Source organism: Streptomyces sp. NPDC025273 (assembly GCF_040638585.1).
GTDB classification, from domain to species: domain Bacteria; phylum Actinomycetota; class Actinomycetes; order Streptomycetales; family Streptomycetaceae; genus Streptomyces; species Streptomyces cinereorectus.
In genome coordinates this window covers 1-12,014 of the sequence record NZ_JBEZYP010000006.1, presented here as the reverse complement: position 1 = coordinate 12,014, position 12,014 = coordinate 1, and the positions used below count along the sequence as shown (strand labels likewise).

10 protein-coding genes and 8 pseudogenes are annotated in these 12,014 nt (G+C 70.3%); 5 read left to right on the top strand and 13 right to left on the bottom strand.

The window, feature by feature from the left end:
* The first annotated feature begins 6 nt into the window (after nt 1-6).
* Complete coding sequence (locus tag AB0F38_RS12475; RefSeq protein ID WP_361890758.1) at nt 7-528, top strand: hypothetical protein; 522 nt, start codon at nt 7-9, stop codon at nt 526-528.
* 95 nt (nt 529-623) lie between these two features.
* Here the strand turns inward: AB0F38_RS12475 and AB0F38_RS12470 are convergent.
* Both AB0F38_RS12470 and AB0F38_RS12465 read right to left on the bottom strand, forming a co-directional pair.
* Nucleotides 624-989, bottom strand: a pseudogene (locus AB0F38_RS12470) (SAM-dependent methyltransferase); the annotation flags it as partial.
* Between the two features lie 4 nt (nt 990-993).
* A pseudogene (locus AB0F38_RS12465) lies at nt 994-1,248 on the bottom strand (class I SAM-dependent methyltransferase); the annotation flags it as partial.
* A gap of 23 nt (nt 1,249-1,271) precedes the next feature.
* Between AB0F38_RS12465 and AB0F38_RS12460 the strand changes: the two are divergent.
* Nucleotides 1,272-1,583 (top strand): annotated as a pseudogene (locus AB0F38_RS12460) (transposase); the annotation flags it as partial.
* Between the two features lie 506 nt (nt 1,584-2,089).
* Here the strand turns inward: AB0F38_RS12460 and AB0F38_RS12455 are convergent.
* Nucleotides 2,090-3,334 (bottom strand): Dyp-type peroxidase, encoded by a 1,245-nt coding sequence (locus AB0F38_RS12455; protein WP_361890755.1) that lies wholly within the window; start codon nt 3,332-3,334, stop codon nt 2,090-2,092.
* Between the two features lie 8 nt (nt 3,335-3,342).
* Complete coding sequence (locus AB0F38_RS12450) at nt 3,343-3,930, bottom strand: copper chaperone PCu(A)C (protein ID WP_361890752.1); 588 nt, start codon at nt 3,928-3,930, stop codon at nt 3,343-3,345.
* A gap of 182 nt (nt 3,931-4,112) precedes the next feature.
* On the opposite strand from AB0F38_RS12450, the gene AB0F38_RS12445 reads away from it, so the two are divergent.
* Nucleotides 4,113-4,649: a copper resistance CopC family protein gene (locus AB0F38_RS12445; protein ID WP_361890749.1), complete on the top strand. Its 537-nt coding sequence runs from the start codon at nt 4,113-4,115 to the stop codon at nt 4,647-4,649.
* Nucleotides 4,650-4,773: 124 nt separating this feature from the next.
* On the opposite strand, the gene AB0F38_RS12440 is transcribed toward AB0F38_RS12445, so the two are convergent.
* Together AB0F38_RS12440 and AB0F38_RS12435 are read right to left on the bottom strand one after the other, a co-directional pair.
* Nucleotides 4,774-5,406 (bottom strand): sigma-70 family RNA polymerase sigma factor, encoded by a 633-nt coding sequence (locus tag AB0F38_RS12440; protein ID WP_361890746.1) that lies wholly within the window; start codon nt 5,404-5,406, stop codon nt 4,774-4,776.
* A gap of 143 nt (nt 5,407-5,549) precedes the next feature.
* Complete coding sequence (locus tag AB0F38_RS12435; protein WP_361890743.1) at nt 5,550-6,224, bottom strand: hypothetical protein; 675 nt, start codon at nt 6,222-6,224, stop codon at nt 5,550-5,552.
* 407 nt (nt 6,225-6,631) lie between these two features.
* On the opposite strand from AB0F38_RS12435, the gene AB0F38_RS12430 reads away from it, so the two are divergent.
* A complete protein-coding gene (locus AB0F38_RS12430; RefSeq protein WP_361890740.1) occupies nt 6,632-6,802 on the top strand; it encodes a hypothetical protein in 171 nt (56 codons plus the stop codon).
* A 199-nt stretch (nt 6,803-7,001) separates the two neighbouring features.
* Here AB0F38_RS12430 and AB0F38_RS12425 read toward each other — a convergent pair.
* Nucleotides 7,002-7,721, bottom strand: a pseudogene (locus AB0F38_RS12425) (transposase); the annotation flags it as partial.
* Nucleotides 7,722-7,937: 216 nt separating this feature from the next.
* Here AB0F38_RS12425 and AB0F38_RS12420 point away from each other — a divergent pair.
* Nucleotides 7,938-8,210: pseudogene (locus AB0F38_RS12420) on the top strand (transposase); the annotation flags it as partial.
* Here AB0F38_RS12420 and AB0F38_RS12415 read toward each other — a convergent pair.
* The 6 genes and pseudogenes from AB0F38_RS12415 to AB0F38_RS12390 form a co-directional block, all read right to left on the bottom strand.
* A complete protein-coding gene (locus tag AB0F38_RS12415; RefSeq protein ID WP_361890737.1) occupies nt 8,195-8,809 on the bottom strand; it encodes an IS3 family transposase in 615 nt (204 codons plus the stop codon). The pseudogene AB0F38_RS12420 and the gene AB0F38_RS12415 sit on opposite strands and share 16 nt — an antisense overlap.
* Nucleotides 8,806-9,114, bottom strand: a complete 309-nt coding sequence (locus tag AB0F38_RS12410; RefSeq protein ID WP_361890735.1) for a transposase — start codon at nt 9,112-9,114, stop codon at nt 8,806-8,808. The genes AB0F38_RS12415 and AB0F38_RS12410 overlap by 4 nt, the downstream gene beginning before the upstream one ends.
* Nucleotides 9,115-9,215: 101 nt before the next feature.
* Nucleotides 9,216-9,353 (bottom strand): annotated as a pseudogene (locus AB0F38_RS12405) (transposase); the annotation flags it as partial.
* A gap of 69 nt (nt 9,354-9,422) precedes the next feature.
* Nucleotides 9,423-9,932 (bottom strand): annotated as a pseudogene (locus AB0F38_RS12400) (helix-turn-helix domain-containing protein); the annotation flags it as partial.
* Nucleotides 9,933-10,118: 186 nt separating this feature from the next.
* A complete protein-coding gene (locus AB0F38_RS12395; protein ID WP_361890732.1) occupies nt 10,119-10,931 on the bottom strand; it encodes a phosphatase PAP2 family protein in 813 nt (270 codons plus the stop codon).
* Between the two features lie 205 nt (nt 10,932-11,136).
* A pseudogene (locus tag AB0F38_RS12390) lies at nt 11,137-11,862 on the bottom strand (hypothetical protein); the annotation flags it as partial.
* Nucleotides 11,863-12,014 lie beyond the last annotated feature (152 nt).

Below are 12,014 nucleotides of genomic sequence, written 5' to 3'. Positions count from 1 at the left end.
CGCCCCATGTCTCTCTCGCGTACCGCCCGGCGCGCCGTCCTCGCCGCGGCCCTGGTCTCCGTCTCCACGCTGGCCGTCCCCTCCACCGCACAGGCCGCCCCGCTGCCGCCCGCGTGTCAGGAAGCGCTGCTCGAAACACTCGACAAGTTCCCCGTCGTGGACTTCACGGTCCCCGACAAGGCCAAGAACACCATGATGGGCCAGGTGCTGGGGCTGAGCGAGGCCGACCAGGCAGTGTTCACCGAGGTGGCGTGCGCGGCCTGGAATACCTGGGCGACCCAGAACGGCCAGGCGGTCGCGACGGACCTGGACACCCGCTACCGGAACGCCGCCGGACCCGTGTGCAACAAGTTCGCCAGGTCCGCGCTGGCGGCGATCAAGAAGTACGCCCCGAACGTCCCGGCCGAGACCCGGGAGATGGAGAGGGTGGCCAAGATGGTCTGGCGCGACTCCATGGAGAAGCTGGCCGCGCACGCCACCAACGCCGACTGCCGTACGGCCTACAACGCGATGAAGGCCGGCTGGTAGCCGGGCGGCGCCTCTCGTCCGGCTCCGTGCAGGCCACAAGGCACGCGGTAGCGGCACTCGGTGCCGGTACCGCGGGCCTTGCGCGCAAGCGGCTCTCAGCGCTTGATGCCGACCCCCGCCAGCAGGCTGATCTGCGCGTCCGGGATCTCCTTCCCGTCCGCGTCGAGCCCGGCGGAACGCCAGCGGTGGCAGCAGGTGATACCGGGGTCGATCGGGTCGAGTCCGTCGAAGAAGCGGGTGACATCGGCGCGCGAGCGGAAATCCACTGGGGTCCCCGACCTGGTGTACGACTCCGCGATCCGGTTCCAGGTGCCGGGGTCGAAGTCCGGGGTGCAGTGGTTCATGGCGAGGGCGCTGCCCGGCGGGAGCGGGGAGAGCAGCCTGCGCACGATGTCGTACGGGGCGGTAATGAAGTGCATGAGCGCGTTGAGCGTGAGGGCGACCGGGCGGCCGATGCCCAACGTTCATCGGGTGGCCGCCGTAGCCCTGCGTCTTCAGTTTCGACTCGTCGCCGACGTGAAACCCGAGCAGCAGTGGTCCGCCGGGACGCAACACGCGCCGGAAGTGGCCGAGGACCGTGGGCACTGCTTCGTCGGGGACGTGAATCAACGACCAGAATGCGAGCAGGCCGGCGCCTGAGGCATTGGTTAGGTCGAGGTCGGTCATCGAGCCCACCTCGAACCGCAGGCGGGGGTGGTCACGTCGATCCACGTCGATCATCGCTGCCCGGCGGAGGGGTGAACCGGCTGGTGTGGCTGTGGTGGTCGCGCACCGGCGCCAGCGCCAAGGACGTGAACCGCTGCTGGCAGGTGTTCCTCCGCCGCTTCGACCTGGAGCACACCTTCCGCCTGCTCAAGCAGACCCTCGGCCGGACCTGCCCGCGCCTGCGCGACTCGGCGGCGGCCGATCGCTGGACCTGGTTGGTGATCGCCGCCCACACCCAGCTCCGCCTCGCCCGCCCGCTCGTCGCCGACCTCCGCCACCCGTGGGAGCGGCCTGCGGAACCGAACAAGCTCACCCCCGCCCGCGTGCGGCGCGGGTTCAGGAACCTCCGGCTCCGACTGGCACACCAAGAACCTCGATCCGGCCCGCAAGACCCGCGACCTCGTCCGCCAGCTCACCGTCCTCGGCCACGACGTCACCCTCACCCCGGCAGGCGCCTGGCACACCGTCCACACCCGACCAGCAGCCCCGGAACCATCCGAGCCCAGGGGCTACCCCGCCATGCCCACCTGACCGTCGAGATTTCCGGTCAGGGGTATCCGTTGTGTTTTGGCGCTCACCAGGAGGGACCCCTTTGCTGTTCTCCACCACCGCCCAATTCGCCACCACCGGACGGCGCCGTATCCTCCGCCGCGCCCCACACGGACCTGTGCCGGAGCGGAGCGACGGACGCCGGACAACTCGGCACCCGCAGCCGATGGCCGACGCTCTGCCTCGCCCGCCGCCCAAGTAGCGGGAAACGTGACACGTCCGACGGTCGGGGTCCGGTGGGCGCCGCGCCGAGGTTGTCGTGCCGGTATTGCCCTTGGCGCGCCGCCGATTCCGGTCACTCTTGGCGTCATCCGAGCAGGGTCTCGCCGATCCAGCCGTTGGTGGCGCAGCCGGGTGGGACGGCGAAGACGGCGGAGCCGATCGGGGTGGTCCACGCGTTCAGGAGGTCGGCCTCGGCGAGGCTGCGCTGGATCGGCAGGAACTGCTCGCCGATGTCGCGCTGGAAGGCGGCGAAGAGCAGGCCGGTCTCCGGCCGTCCGTCCGCGGCGGGGGCCTCGTCGTAGTTGTACGGGCGGCGGAAGATGCGCCGTCGGTCGTCGTTGACGTGGGCGCGCCGTACGTGGGCGAATTCCGAGATGACGGGGAAGCCGAGCCCGTCCTTGGCGTCGAAGTCGGGGGTGTCCTTCTCGGCGGTGCCGGTGAGGGGCGCGCCGGTGCGCAGTCTTCGCCCGACGGTGAACTCCTTGGCGCTGGTGTCGGCCGCGTCCCAGGTCTCCAGCTCGATGCGGATCCGGCGCAGTACGAGGCTCGTGCCGCCGCCACGCAGCCACGGGGGGCCGTCGTCGGTCCAGACGGCGTCGGTGAAGACGTCGCCGCCGGGGCTGGGGTTGGCGGTGCCGTCGAGCTGGCCCATGAGATTGCGCTGGGTGACACCGTCGTCCTCGATGCCGCGACCGCGGCGGAATCCGCGCTGCGTCCAGCGCAGCCGGGCGAACGACCGGGCGTCCTTGGTGAGCATCCGCTGGGCGTGCGCGACGGTGAGCGGGTCGTCGGCGCAGATCTGGATCAGCAGATCGCCACCGCTCCAGCGGTCCTGCAGCCGGTCGATGGTGAACCGCGGCAGCGGTTCGAGTGACGCGGGCCGCAGGGCGTCGAGGCCGGCGGCCTTGAAGAGTCCGGGGCCGAATCCGAACGTCACGGTCAGCCGGGCTGGCAGCGCCGCGAGTTCGGGTTCGGTGTCGGCCAGGGCGGGCTCCCCCTGGGTGAGCCGAGCGGCGTCGTCGGTGAGCAGCCGCATCATCCGGCCCAGGGCCGCCCGGTCCGTGTCCGTGGCCAGGTCGAAGCCGAGGAATGCGGCGTGGGCCTGAGCCGGGGTGGCGATCCCGGCCTGGTGCCGGCCGTGGAAGGGCACCGTCTGCTCGCCGTACGCGATGCTCTGCCGACGCTGCTCGGTCCTGTCTGCGGTGCCTGCGGTGCCGCCCGGTCCGACGGCGGCGGCGACCCCGGCGCCGGCGAGGGCGCCCCCGACGGTCAGTGCTCCGCCGGTCAGCAGTCGGCGGCGGCTCACCGGCGGGATGCGGTTCTCGTCCATGGTGGTGGTCAGTCCTTCTTCATGCCGGAGTCGTAGTTCTCTTTGCCGCCCGCGAACTCCTTGGCGACGGCGGTGAACCGCAGCGTCCGGCCGTCCTTGAACGTCAGTGTGATGGTGACCTCGTCGCCCGGTCGCACGGCCTTGGTGAGGCCCATCAGCATCAAGTGGTCGCTGCCCGGCTTGAGTTCGTGGCTGCCCTTGGCCGGGATGACGAACCCGCCCTCCTTCGGGCGCATCACAGGCTTGCCGTCCACGTCGGTGACCTCGTGCAGCTCCACCCTCTTCGAGGAGCTGGAGGTGGCGGACACGACGGTGATGTCGGAGCCGGTGGTGTTGAGCAGCGCGCCGAACGCTCCCGACATTCCGGACTTGGCGGCCTTCACCCACGGGTCCTTCATGGTGACCTGCGCCGCCGTGGTGGCAGCCGCCTGCGTGGGGCTCGCCTTCGCCGGGCTGCTCGTACCCGACGGGGACGGCTCGTCCGCGGCGCAGCCGGCGAGGGTGATTACTGCCAGTGCCGTGGCCGCCGAAGCGGCGGCGAGGACGCGCGGGCGGCGGGATCCGCGGGGTATGGACTTGGTCGTGGCGGTGCGCATGGTTCGTCGGCCCTCCGGCGTCAGGTTCGGCTATCGGAGAGGTAGTCGTGGCGCATCGGCGGGAAGTTCCGGACCCGCGTGGCAATATTCCGGGAACTTCCCGGGCGTCGGAGCCGACGTACTGGTGTGTGAAGCGCCGAAGCGACTCCCTGTCCCCGCCCGTCCGAAAATCCGCCGGAGGCATGCCGGCCGTGTTCCTGGCGGTGGTGTCGGCACTGCTCGGTCTGCTGTTGGTCGTTGCTCCGGCGTCGCCGGCGTGGGCGCACGCACGGCTGGTGGCCTCCAGCCCGGCCTCCGGCTCCGTGGTGGCCCACTCGCCGAAGATGATCACGCTGAGCTTCGACGGGCCGGTCAAGCAGCAGTTCACCACCGTCTTGGTGTCCGGCCCGGGCGGCACGTCCTACAGCGACGGTGCACCGAGTGCGCTGAACAATGACGTTCAGCAGGAGGTCAAGCCGCTGCCCGTGGGTGAGATCCAGGTCACCTGGCGGACCGTCGCGGCCGACGGGGCTCCGCTCCAGGGCCGGTACACCTTCACCAGTACGGACGCGGCAGGAGCGTCGTCCGCCGAGGCGGCCACGGCGTCGCCCCGCGCCGGTGACGCCGTGGCCCGGCCGTGGTCGCCGTGGTGGCTTGCGGCCGGCGTGGCGCTGCTGGCGGTGCTGGCATTGCTGGGCTTCGGCCTCCTGCGGGCCGTTCGTTCACCGCGCCGTCCGTAGGGCAGAGCCCCCTGCGCGGACTGTGCCGCTTCTGGTTCTCGCTGACACGCGGGAACCAGAAGCGACGGCTGTCGGGCCGCCCGGGGCGGCCCCGCAAGGAGGCGGGCGCTGAGCCCGCCTCCTGTCACGCGGCGGCGGTCACCGGCTTCCCGGCAGCCTCCGCCGCCCGCAGTAGCCCGGCCAACTCCTCGCGGGCCCGCGCCACTCGGGAGCGGACCGTGCCGATCGGGCAGCCCACTAGCGTCGCGGTCTCCGCGTAGGGCAGGTGCAGCAGCTGGGTGAGGACGAATGCCTCGCGGCGCGGGGCGTCCAGCGCCCGCAGCAGGTCGTGCAGCACGACACCTTCCTCGAAGCCGGGCAGCCCGGTCAGCTGCGCGTGCTCCGCCGGCACGCGCCAGTCCTCGGCGTCGGCGATACGGGGCCGGGCGGCCGCTGCGCGGTAGCGGTCGACGACCACGCGGCGGGCGATCGACAGCAGCCAGGTACGGGCGTACGAGCGGCCCGCGAAGCGGGGCAGGCCGGTCAGCGCCCGCAGATACGTCTCCTGGGTGAGATCGTCGGCGCCTTGCGCGTCGGCGCCGAGGTGGGCCACGAAGCGCCAGACATCGTTGCGGGTGGCGCGGACGAAGTGTTCGATCGCCTCACGGTCGCCGCCGCGGGCGGCCAGCGCCCACTGGGTGATCTGCTGGTCGTCGCGCGCGGTGGAGAGGAGCGGGGCCCGTTTCAGGGCAGGATTCAGTCTCAGTGCAGGGGTCATCACAGGTCCTTGCGGAAGTGGTGAGCGGCACGCCGGAGGCCCGGGTACCGCTGGGCCAGAGAGCCGGCGCACGCGGACGCGTCACGGGTACGCCGGTACTCCGCCCGTCACCGAAGGAACCGTGGGGACCGCGGGACGGGCGGTCAGCAGCAGACAGGACAGACCGGGGGACCCCTGCGGGAGACCACGTGGAACAGTGGCGACCTGCGCAGCCGCCGCGGCCGCGGCGCGGTGAGGGCGTGGCCCGGCGAGAGGTCGGGCGCGGTATGGGCCAGGGCCTGGCGGGCACGCCGCAGGGGCGCGAAGACGAAGGCGGCCAGCGCCCGGCCGAGCCGGAACGCCGCTGCCTCGCCGCGCCACAGCCACAGTCCGCACACCAGCGCGGCAAGCGTGTGCGCCAGCACCATCCCGGTGGACCAGCTGTGCTCGGACGAAGCGGCCGACATGGGCATCGCGTGCAGGGTGTGGTGCGCGTGCTGCATGTCCCTGCCGGACATGACCGCCATGCCGTCCATGCCGCTCATCCCTGGCATGGACCCCGCCGAGGCGGCCATCCGGCCCCTCGACGCCTCAAGACGGTTGAAGCACGTGTGGAGCACGAACTGCGTGGCGACCGTCGATCCGGTCACGACCAGCGCTCCGCGCTCCCGGCCGGTCAGCCACCAGGCTCCCGCCGTCGCCACGGCGAGCGCGGAGCCCACCGCCCACGCCGGCGGTGTGACGCCGGACATCATGGTGTGCCCCAGTGCAGTCGCCACCACGCACACCGCCGCGAAGACCGCGGCTCGCGCGAGACGGAAGCCAGGCCTGGAGCTCATATCCGGCATGGTGCCAGCCCCTCACTCACCGGTACGCACAGGGGTCCGGTCCCGAGGGAGTGCCGCGTGCGCATTCAGCAACCAGAGCCCGACCTCCACGGCCTGCCGCCTCGACTGGTCCCCGCGGTGCGCCGCGCGTTGCATAAGGACCAGTGGCAGCGTCCGGCCGGTACGGACTTGCTTCCGCTCCTGTCCGCGAGCGGGGTGCCCGCCGACGAGCCATCTCGTGGTCCTGTCACCCAGGTCAACAGCCAGTGGTTGGTGTTCTTCAGCTACCTGGCCGACTTCACACCGGTGTGCACCACCGAATTCGTGTCGAACTCGCAGCCCGGAGCACAGCCCTGCACTCCGTCGACTCCGTCCACAGCCACCTCGCCTGGACCCGCTCCATTGAGGAGAAGCCGGGTGTGCGCATTCCGTTCCCCATCATCGCGGATCTGAACATGCGCGTCTCACGCGCGTACGGCATGCTCCACCCGAACACCTCGGGCACCGCCGCCGTCCGCGCGGAGCGCGCGGTGTTGTGGCCGGGCAGCAGGGGCAGGTCGGCGGATCGGCTCGTGGGGGCGTCGGGCTGATCGGGCACGGTTTCTCCACGGGTTGGGTAGTCAGAGCACCACCCACCCGCTGTTCTCCGGCCGCGTGCCACTGACCGAGCGCGTCGAACAGATCGGAGCCGAGATCGCGCGGCCCCCACTCGTAGATGCGGGGGTGCCTCTATGTCCTTCGTCAAGGCATCCCTGTCAGGTTTGGTGTGGTTCAGGAGGATTGTTGGGGTTATGCGGGGAGCTTGACGTCCTTCGGTGTCCGGGATTCGTAGAAGGTTCCGTCGGGGAGCATGGCGAACAGGACGCTGATGTGTTGGCGGGCGAGGCGGAGGAGGGCTTGGGCGTGGTTTTTGCCGCGGGCGCGTTGCTTGTCGTAGGCGCGGGAGGCGGGATCGGCGTTCATGCAGGCGAAGGCGGACAGGAACATCGCCCGTTTGAGCTGCCGGTTTCCGCCTCGGGGTGCGTGTTCGCCGTGGATCGAGGTGCCCGACGACTTTGTCGTCGGCGCGAGGCCGGCGTAGGAGGCCAGGTGGCCGGCGGTGGGGAAGCTGGTGCCGTCGCCGACGGTGGTCAGCAGGACCGCGGCGGTCCTGACGCCGACGCCGGGCATCGAGGTCAGGACCTGGGAAAGAGGGTGGGCCTCCAGCAGGGCGTTGATCTGGGCTTCCATCGCCCGGCGCTGGGTGTGCACGGCGGTCAGGGAAGCGGCCAGGGAGGGGACGACGATGTCCAGGGTGCCGGTGCCAGGGACGACGACGGTCTGCTCGTCGAGCGCGTCGAAGACCTCGTCGATCAGTCGGGCGGCCATGCGCGGGGCCTTCGGGCGGATCAGTTCCACGAGTCTGCGGCGGCCGGCCTTGCGCAGGGGGGCCGGGGAGCCGTAACGCTCCAGGAGCCAGGTGACGGCCTGGTGGTCCAGGCGCGGTGAAGTTCCCCCCATTACCTTTTTGGTGGCCCCGCAATGGGGCTCCCGGCCTCCGGGCCCGGCATGACTTCCCCCCCTTGTTAACCATGATCCGGGGGGTGGTGTCACCGAGCCCGGAGGCACTGACTGACCGCTGATTAGGGGCATGACCACCGACTCTTCGCAGGTCGGGAGGCTCTTCGTAATGTGGATGTGGCGATCGGTGCCGTGGACGAGGCCGGGCAGAAGCACGACCGGAGGATGCACGTGATCGACACCGGCGACATCGACGTCTTCCTCGGCCTGGACGTCGGCAAGGGCGAACACCACGCCACCGCCGTCACCCCGGCCGGGAAGAAGGTCTTCGACAAGCGCCTGCCCAACACCGAGCCCAAGCTCCGCGAGCTGTTCGCGAAACTCCAGGCCAAGCACGGAACGGTGCTGGTCGTGGTCGACCAGCCGGCCTCGATCGGAGCCCTGCCCCTGGCGGTGGCGAGGGACATGGGCTGCCCCGTCGCCTACCTGCCCGGCCTGACGTATTGCGTGCCGTGGTCGGCATGGTGGACGAGTTCGCCGGGGGTGACCTCGCGGCTGGCCAGCGCGTACTCGAGGGAGGTGAGGACCAGGTCGGCGTCCGCGCGGGCGGAGGTCTCCCAGGCCACGACTCTGCGGGAGAAGGCGTCGCGGATCGCCGACAGCCACAGTGGCCCCTCCAGGGTGGGGATCATGGTCAGGTCGGTGACCCACAGCCGGTTCGGCGCGGGTGCCGTGAAGTCGCGTTGCACCAGGTCAGGGGCGAGGTCGGCGTCGGGGTCGCGGCGGGTGAAGCTCTTGCTTCTGCGGGGGCTGATCCCGGCCAGGCCGGCCTGCCGCTTGAGCCGCTCGACCCGCTTGCGGCCGACATGGACGCCCTCGCGCTTCAGGACGGCATGGATCCTGGGCGATCCGTAGATCCCGCCCGAGTCCTGATGGATCTGCCGGATCTGCCCGGTCAGCTCGGTGTCCTGGCGGATCCGTTCGCAGGGGTCTTTCTCGGCCTGGCGCCAGCGGTAGTAGGTGGAGGAGGGGATGTGCAGTTCCCGCAGTACGGGCTCGACCCCCAGGTGCGGGTGCTCATCGAGGAGCGCTCTCACCTGGGCCGGGTCGGGTCGAGCTGCGCGGCGAAAAAAGCCGAGGCCGTCCGCAGGACCTCGTTCGCACGGCGCAGGTCCCGCACCTCGCGCCGCAGCTGGGCGAGCCCGTTCTTCTCTTCGGTGGTGAGCAGGTCGTCCCGCTCGCCGGTGTCGGCCTCGGCCTGCCGGATCCAGTTCCGCAGGGCTTCGTGATGCACGCCGAGTTCCTCGGCCATGCGGCGGATCACGGGCTTCGGCTCGGCGGTCCGGTACATCCGCACCGCACGCTCACGCAACTCCAGCGGGTACTTCCTCGGGGCAGGCATCGTCTGGGCTCCTCTCATGAGACCCATCTGACCTGCTGTCACCTTTCCCCGCATCTCGGGGGAACCTCAGTCCGGCGTCCCCGCGGACGGCTTGCTCCGGCAGCCCTCACCCAGTTCCGCAAGGTCTCTGGATTGATTCCCAGATCGGCGGCGACCGACCTGATCGTCGCGTCGGGCCGCGACTCGTACAGCGCGACCGCATCCGCCTTGAACTCCGGCGGGTAGTTCTTCATGACCACGAGATGTCCGTTCTCAGATCCGCAGGATCCAGCGTCTCGTGTGTCCAACATCAGGGGTCAAGGCCCCTGCTCGACGCGGGCTTTCTTGGCCGCGTAGTCCGGGTCGCGGGAGGTCTTCCAGGTCTTCAGGCGTTGAAAGGAGACGCCTTCCTTGCGGAGCAGGATGCGCAGGCCCTCGTGGCTGATGTCGTCGATCACCCCCTCGGCGACCAGGAAGTCCGCCAGCTTGGTCAGACTCCAGGTGGAAAAGGGCAGGTCGTGCTCAGTCGGCTTGGACTTCGCGATCTTCTTGATCTCGCGGCGCTCGGGCAGCGTGAACGTCCTGGGCCGCCCGCCCTTGTATTTCGGGTAGAGCGAGTCGAAGTCGTCGGTGTTGAAGTTGTGGATCACATCGCGGACCCGGTCGTCGCTGGTGAACGACACTTCGGGGATCTTCGCCAGGGGGATCCCCTGCGCGGACAGCAGAACCATCTGGGCCCGCCGCCAGGTCACCACCGACCCGGTGCCCCTGCGAATAATCCGCAGCAGCCGTCGGCCCTCGTCATCGTCGATCTCCCGGACCTGCACTCGTTCAGCCACGTGATCATTCTGGCCGTCCGGTTGCCGCGCCGGGCGACACCGGCCTGTTGACCGGACTACGGGAGGACACGCCGGGCGGGAGCGACATCCCCGCTCAGGCGTAGACGGCTTCTACGACTGGGCGGTGGCGTCGGACCGCCGCTCTGCCAGGATGCAACCGGTTCCCGCCCGGAGCCGGCCGGGTGGTCAGTCCAGTGCGGGACGTGTGCGGCGTGCGGTGTGTGCGGGCCGCCCGACTGCGGCGTACCAGACCAGGGCCGCACATATGAAGGCCGTCGCCGCGGAGACCAGTGACCTTGTGAGGGTGTCGGGCCGTGCGCCGGAAACGAGGGCGACGATCAGTGCCAGCGCCAGGGCGATGACATGCAGCGCACGAGGGCTCCGCGTGGCGCCTGGCGCGGCGGCCGGCGGCAGCAGCCAGGTTGCGAGGCCGTAACAGGCACAGGCGAGCAAGGTGGCTCCCAGCACTTCGCTGGGCCGGTGGCCGCCCATGGTCGCGGTGGCGGCGGCGATGCAGGCGAGCCACAGCACACCGGCCGTGGCGACGTAGGGGCGGATGCGGGGGGAAACCATGAGGACGGCGGCGAGGGTCAGCGCGGCGGGGATGACCGTGTGCCCGCTGGGAAAACCCTGATCAAGGAGATTCTCGGGCGCGCCCACCAGATCGGGGCGGGGCACGGTCGATTTGAACGCCTCCTTGGCTCCGATCGCGAGAATGGCGACCCCCAGCGCCGCGAACCCCTGCCGCCAGCACCGTCGCACCAGGGTGAGGAGCACGATGACGGCCAGGCCCGCCATCACGGTGGGCTTGGCGCTCAGTTCCAGCGGCGGCAGGGGCGTCGAGCCGTAGACCGATCCTGACAGGGGGTAGATCCATGCTGCTTCGCCACCCTGTATGCCGAGGTAGAACCACGGGTTCTCAGCTCGTTGCCCCCACGGGGTGCAGATGGCGAGCAGGTAGACCGTCAGGAACCCCAGGGTGTACAGCAGGGCCGGCATCCACGGCCGCGTCGTACACGACGGGCTGGTGTCGTCGGGGGCCCCGGGGGCCTGCCTTGAGGCCCCCGGACGGTGCGCGGGCAGGGACGGAGAATCGTGCTGAGTCATCGCTCTGTTTCTTCCGTTGGGGGGGAGTTCGGTCACGCACGTGTTGCGGCACGACGTGGGCCTCCGGGCTCGGTCGGCCCACCGGGGGGGTCCGCTCCTATTCGGCGAGTGCCTGCCCCTGTCGGCGCTGGGCGGCGATCGCCAGGGCGGGGAGGGGAGCGATCAGCAGGATGAGGACGACCAGGTCCGGAAAGGACTGCATGAACGCGTCCGGACGGACGACGATCGCCTGCGTGCGGACGATCGCGACCGCCGCGACGGGGATCAGCCACCGGCGGTCGCCGGTGGCGGCCGTCGCCGCCCACGCGGCGATCAGCGCGGCGACTTCGAGGGCGAACAGACCGCGCTGGAAGGTCGGACTGACGGAGATGATGTGCAGGCCCCCGGCTACGAACATGGCGAGCACGACAGGGACCAGCCAGCGGTACGAGCGGCGTCGCAGACGGCTGGGACGGCAGAGCGCCAGCACGGCGCACGCGGCGCACAGCGTCCCCGAGAGCACCAGGTCACGGGCCGTTATCGGGGCGCCAAGACCGTAGTAGCTCAGGCCCGCCTTGCCCTCGTCGCCGAAGAGGATGCGGCCGTGGGACGTGGCGCCGGCCCAGATCATGGCTGCCGCGGCCGGCAGCGCGATCCACGCTCTGCCGCGCAGCAGGGCGATCAGGCAGCCCAGCGGGAGCAGCCCGTAGGGCAGCAGCCGTATCCGCGTGGGACCTTCGGCCCACGGGTACCAGCCGGAGAAGTGGAAGGCGATGGCGTGCTGTCCGGGGTCGATGTGCAGTGCCCAGTGGCACACATCCTGCAAGTACGGAACCAGCGCTAGTACTCCAGTCGTGCTTCTCCATTTGTCCTGGTCACAGGGCCTTTCTGGAGTCTAGTTTGACGCTCTATCAGGTGGGTGGAGGTTCGTGACTCACCCGATCGGGGTGCGTTGAACCAGTCATGGAGATGGAGAGTGACGTCGAAGTAGGTCTG

What these genes read in the sequence shown, in the direction of transcription:
- AB0F38_RS12410 (WP_361890735.1), bottom strand. Translation starts at nt 9,114, where the DNA reads ATGCCTGCCCCGAGGAAGTACCCGCTGGAGTTGCGTGAGCGTGCGGTG.
- AB0F38_RS12455 (WP_361890755.1), bottom strand. Translation starts at nt 3,334, where the DNA reads ATGGACGAGAACCGCATCCCGCCGGTGAGCCGCCGCCGACTGCTGACC.
- AB0F38_RS12450 (WP_361890752.1), bottom strand. Translation starts at nt 3,930, where the DNA reads ATGCGCACCGCCACGACCAAGTCCATACCCCGCGGATCCCGCCGCCCG.
- AB0F38_RS12440 (WP_361890746.1), bottom strand. Translation starts at nt 5,406, where the DNA reads ATGACCCCTGCACTGAGACTGAATCCTGCCCTGAAACGGGCCCCGCTC.
- AB0F38_RS12395 (WP_361890732.1), bottom strand. Translation starts at nt 10,931, where the DNA reads ATGCCGGCCCTGCTGTACACCCTGGGGTTCCTGACGGTCTACCTGCTC.
- AB0F38_RS12435 (WP_361890743.1), bottom strand. Translation starts at nt 6,224, where the DNA reads ATGAGCTCCAGGCCTGGCTTCCGTCTCGCGCGAGCCGCGGTCTTCGCG.
- AB0F38_RS12475 (WP_361890758.1), top strand. Translation starts at nt 7, where the DNA reads ATGTCTCTCTCGCGTACCGCCCGGCGCGCCGTCCTCGCCGCGGCCCTG.
- AB0F38_RS12445 (WP_361890749.1), top strand. Translation starts at nt 4,113, where the DNA reads ATGCCGGCCGTGTTCCTGGCGGTGGTGTCGGCACTGCTCGGTCTGCTG.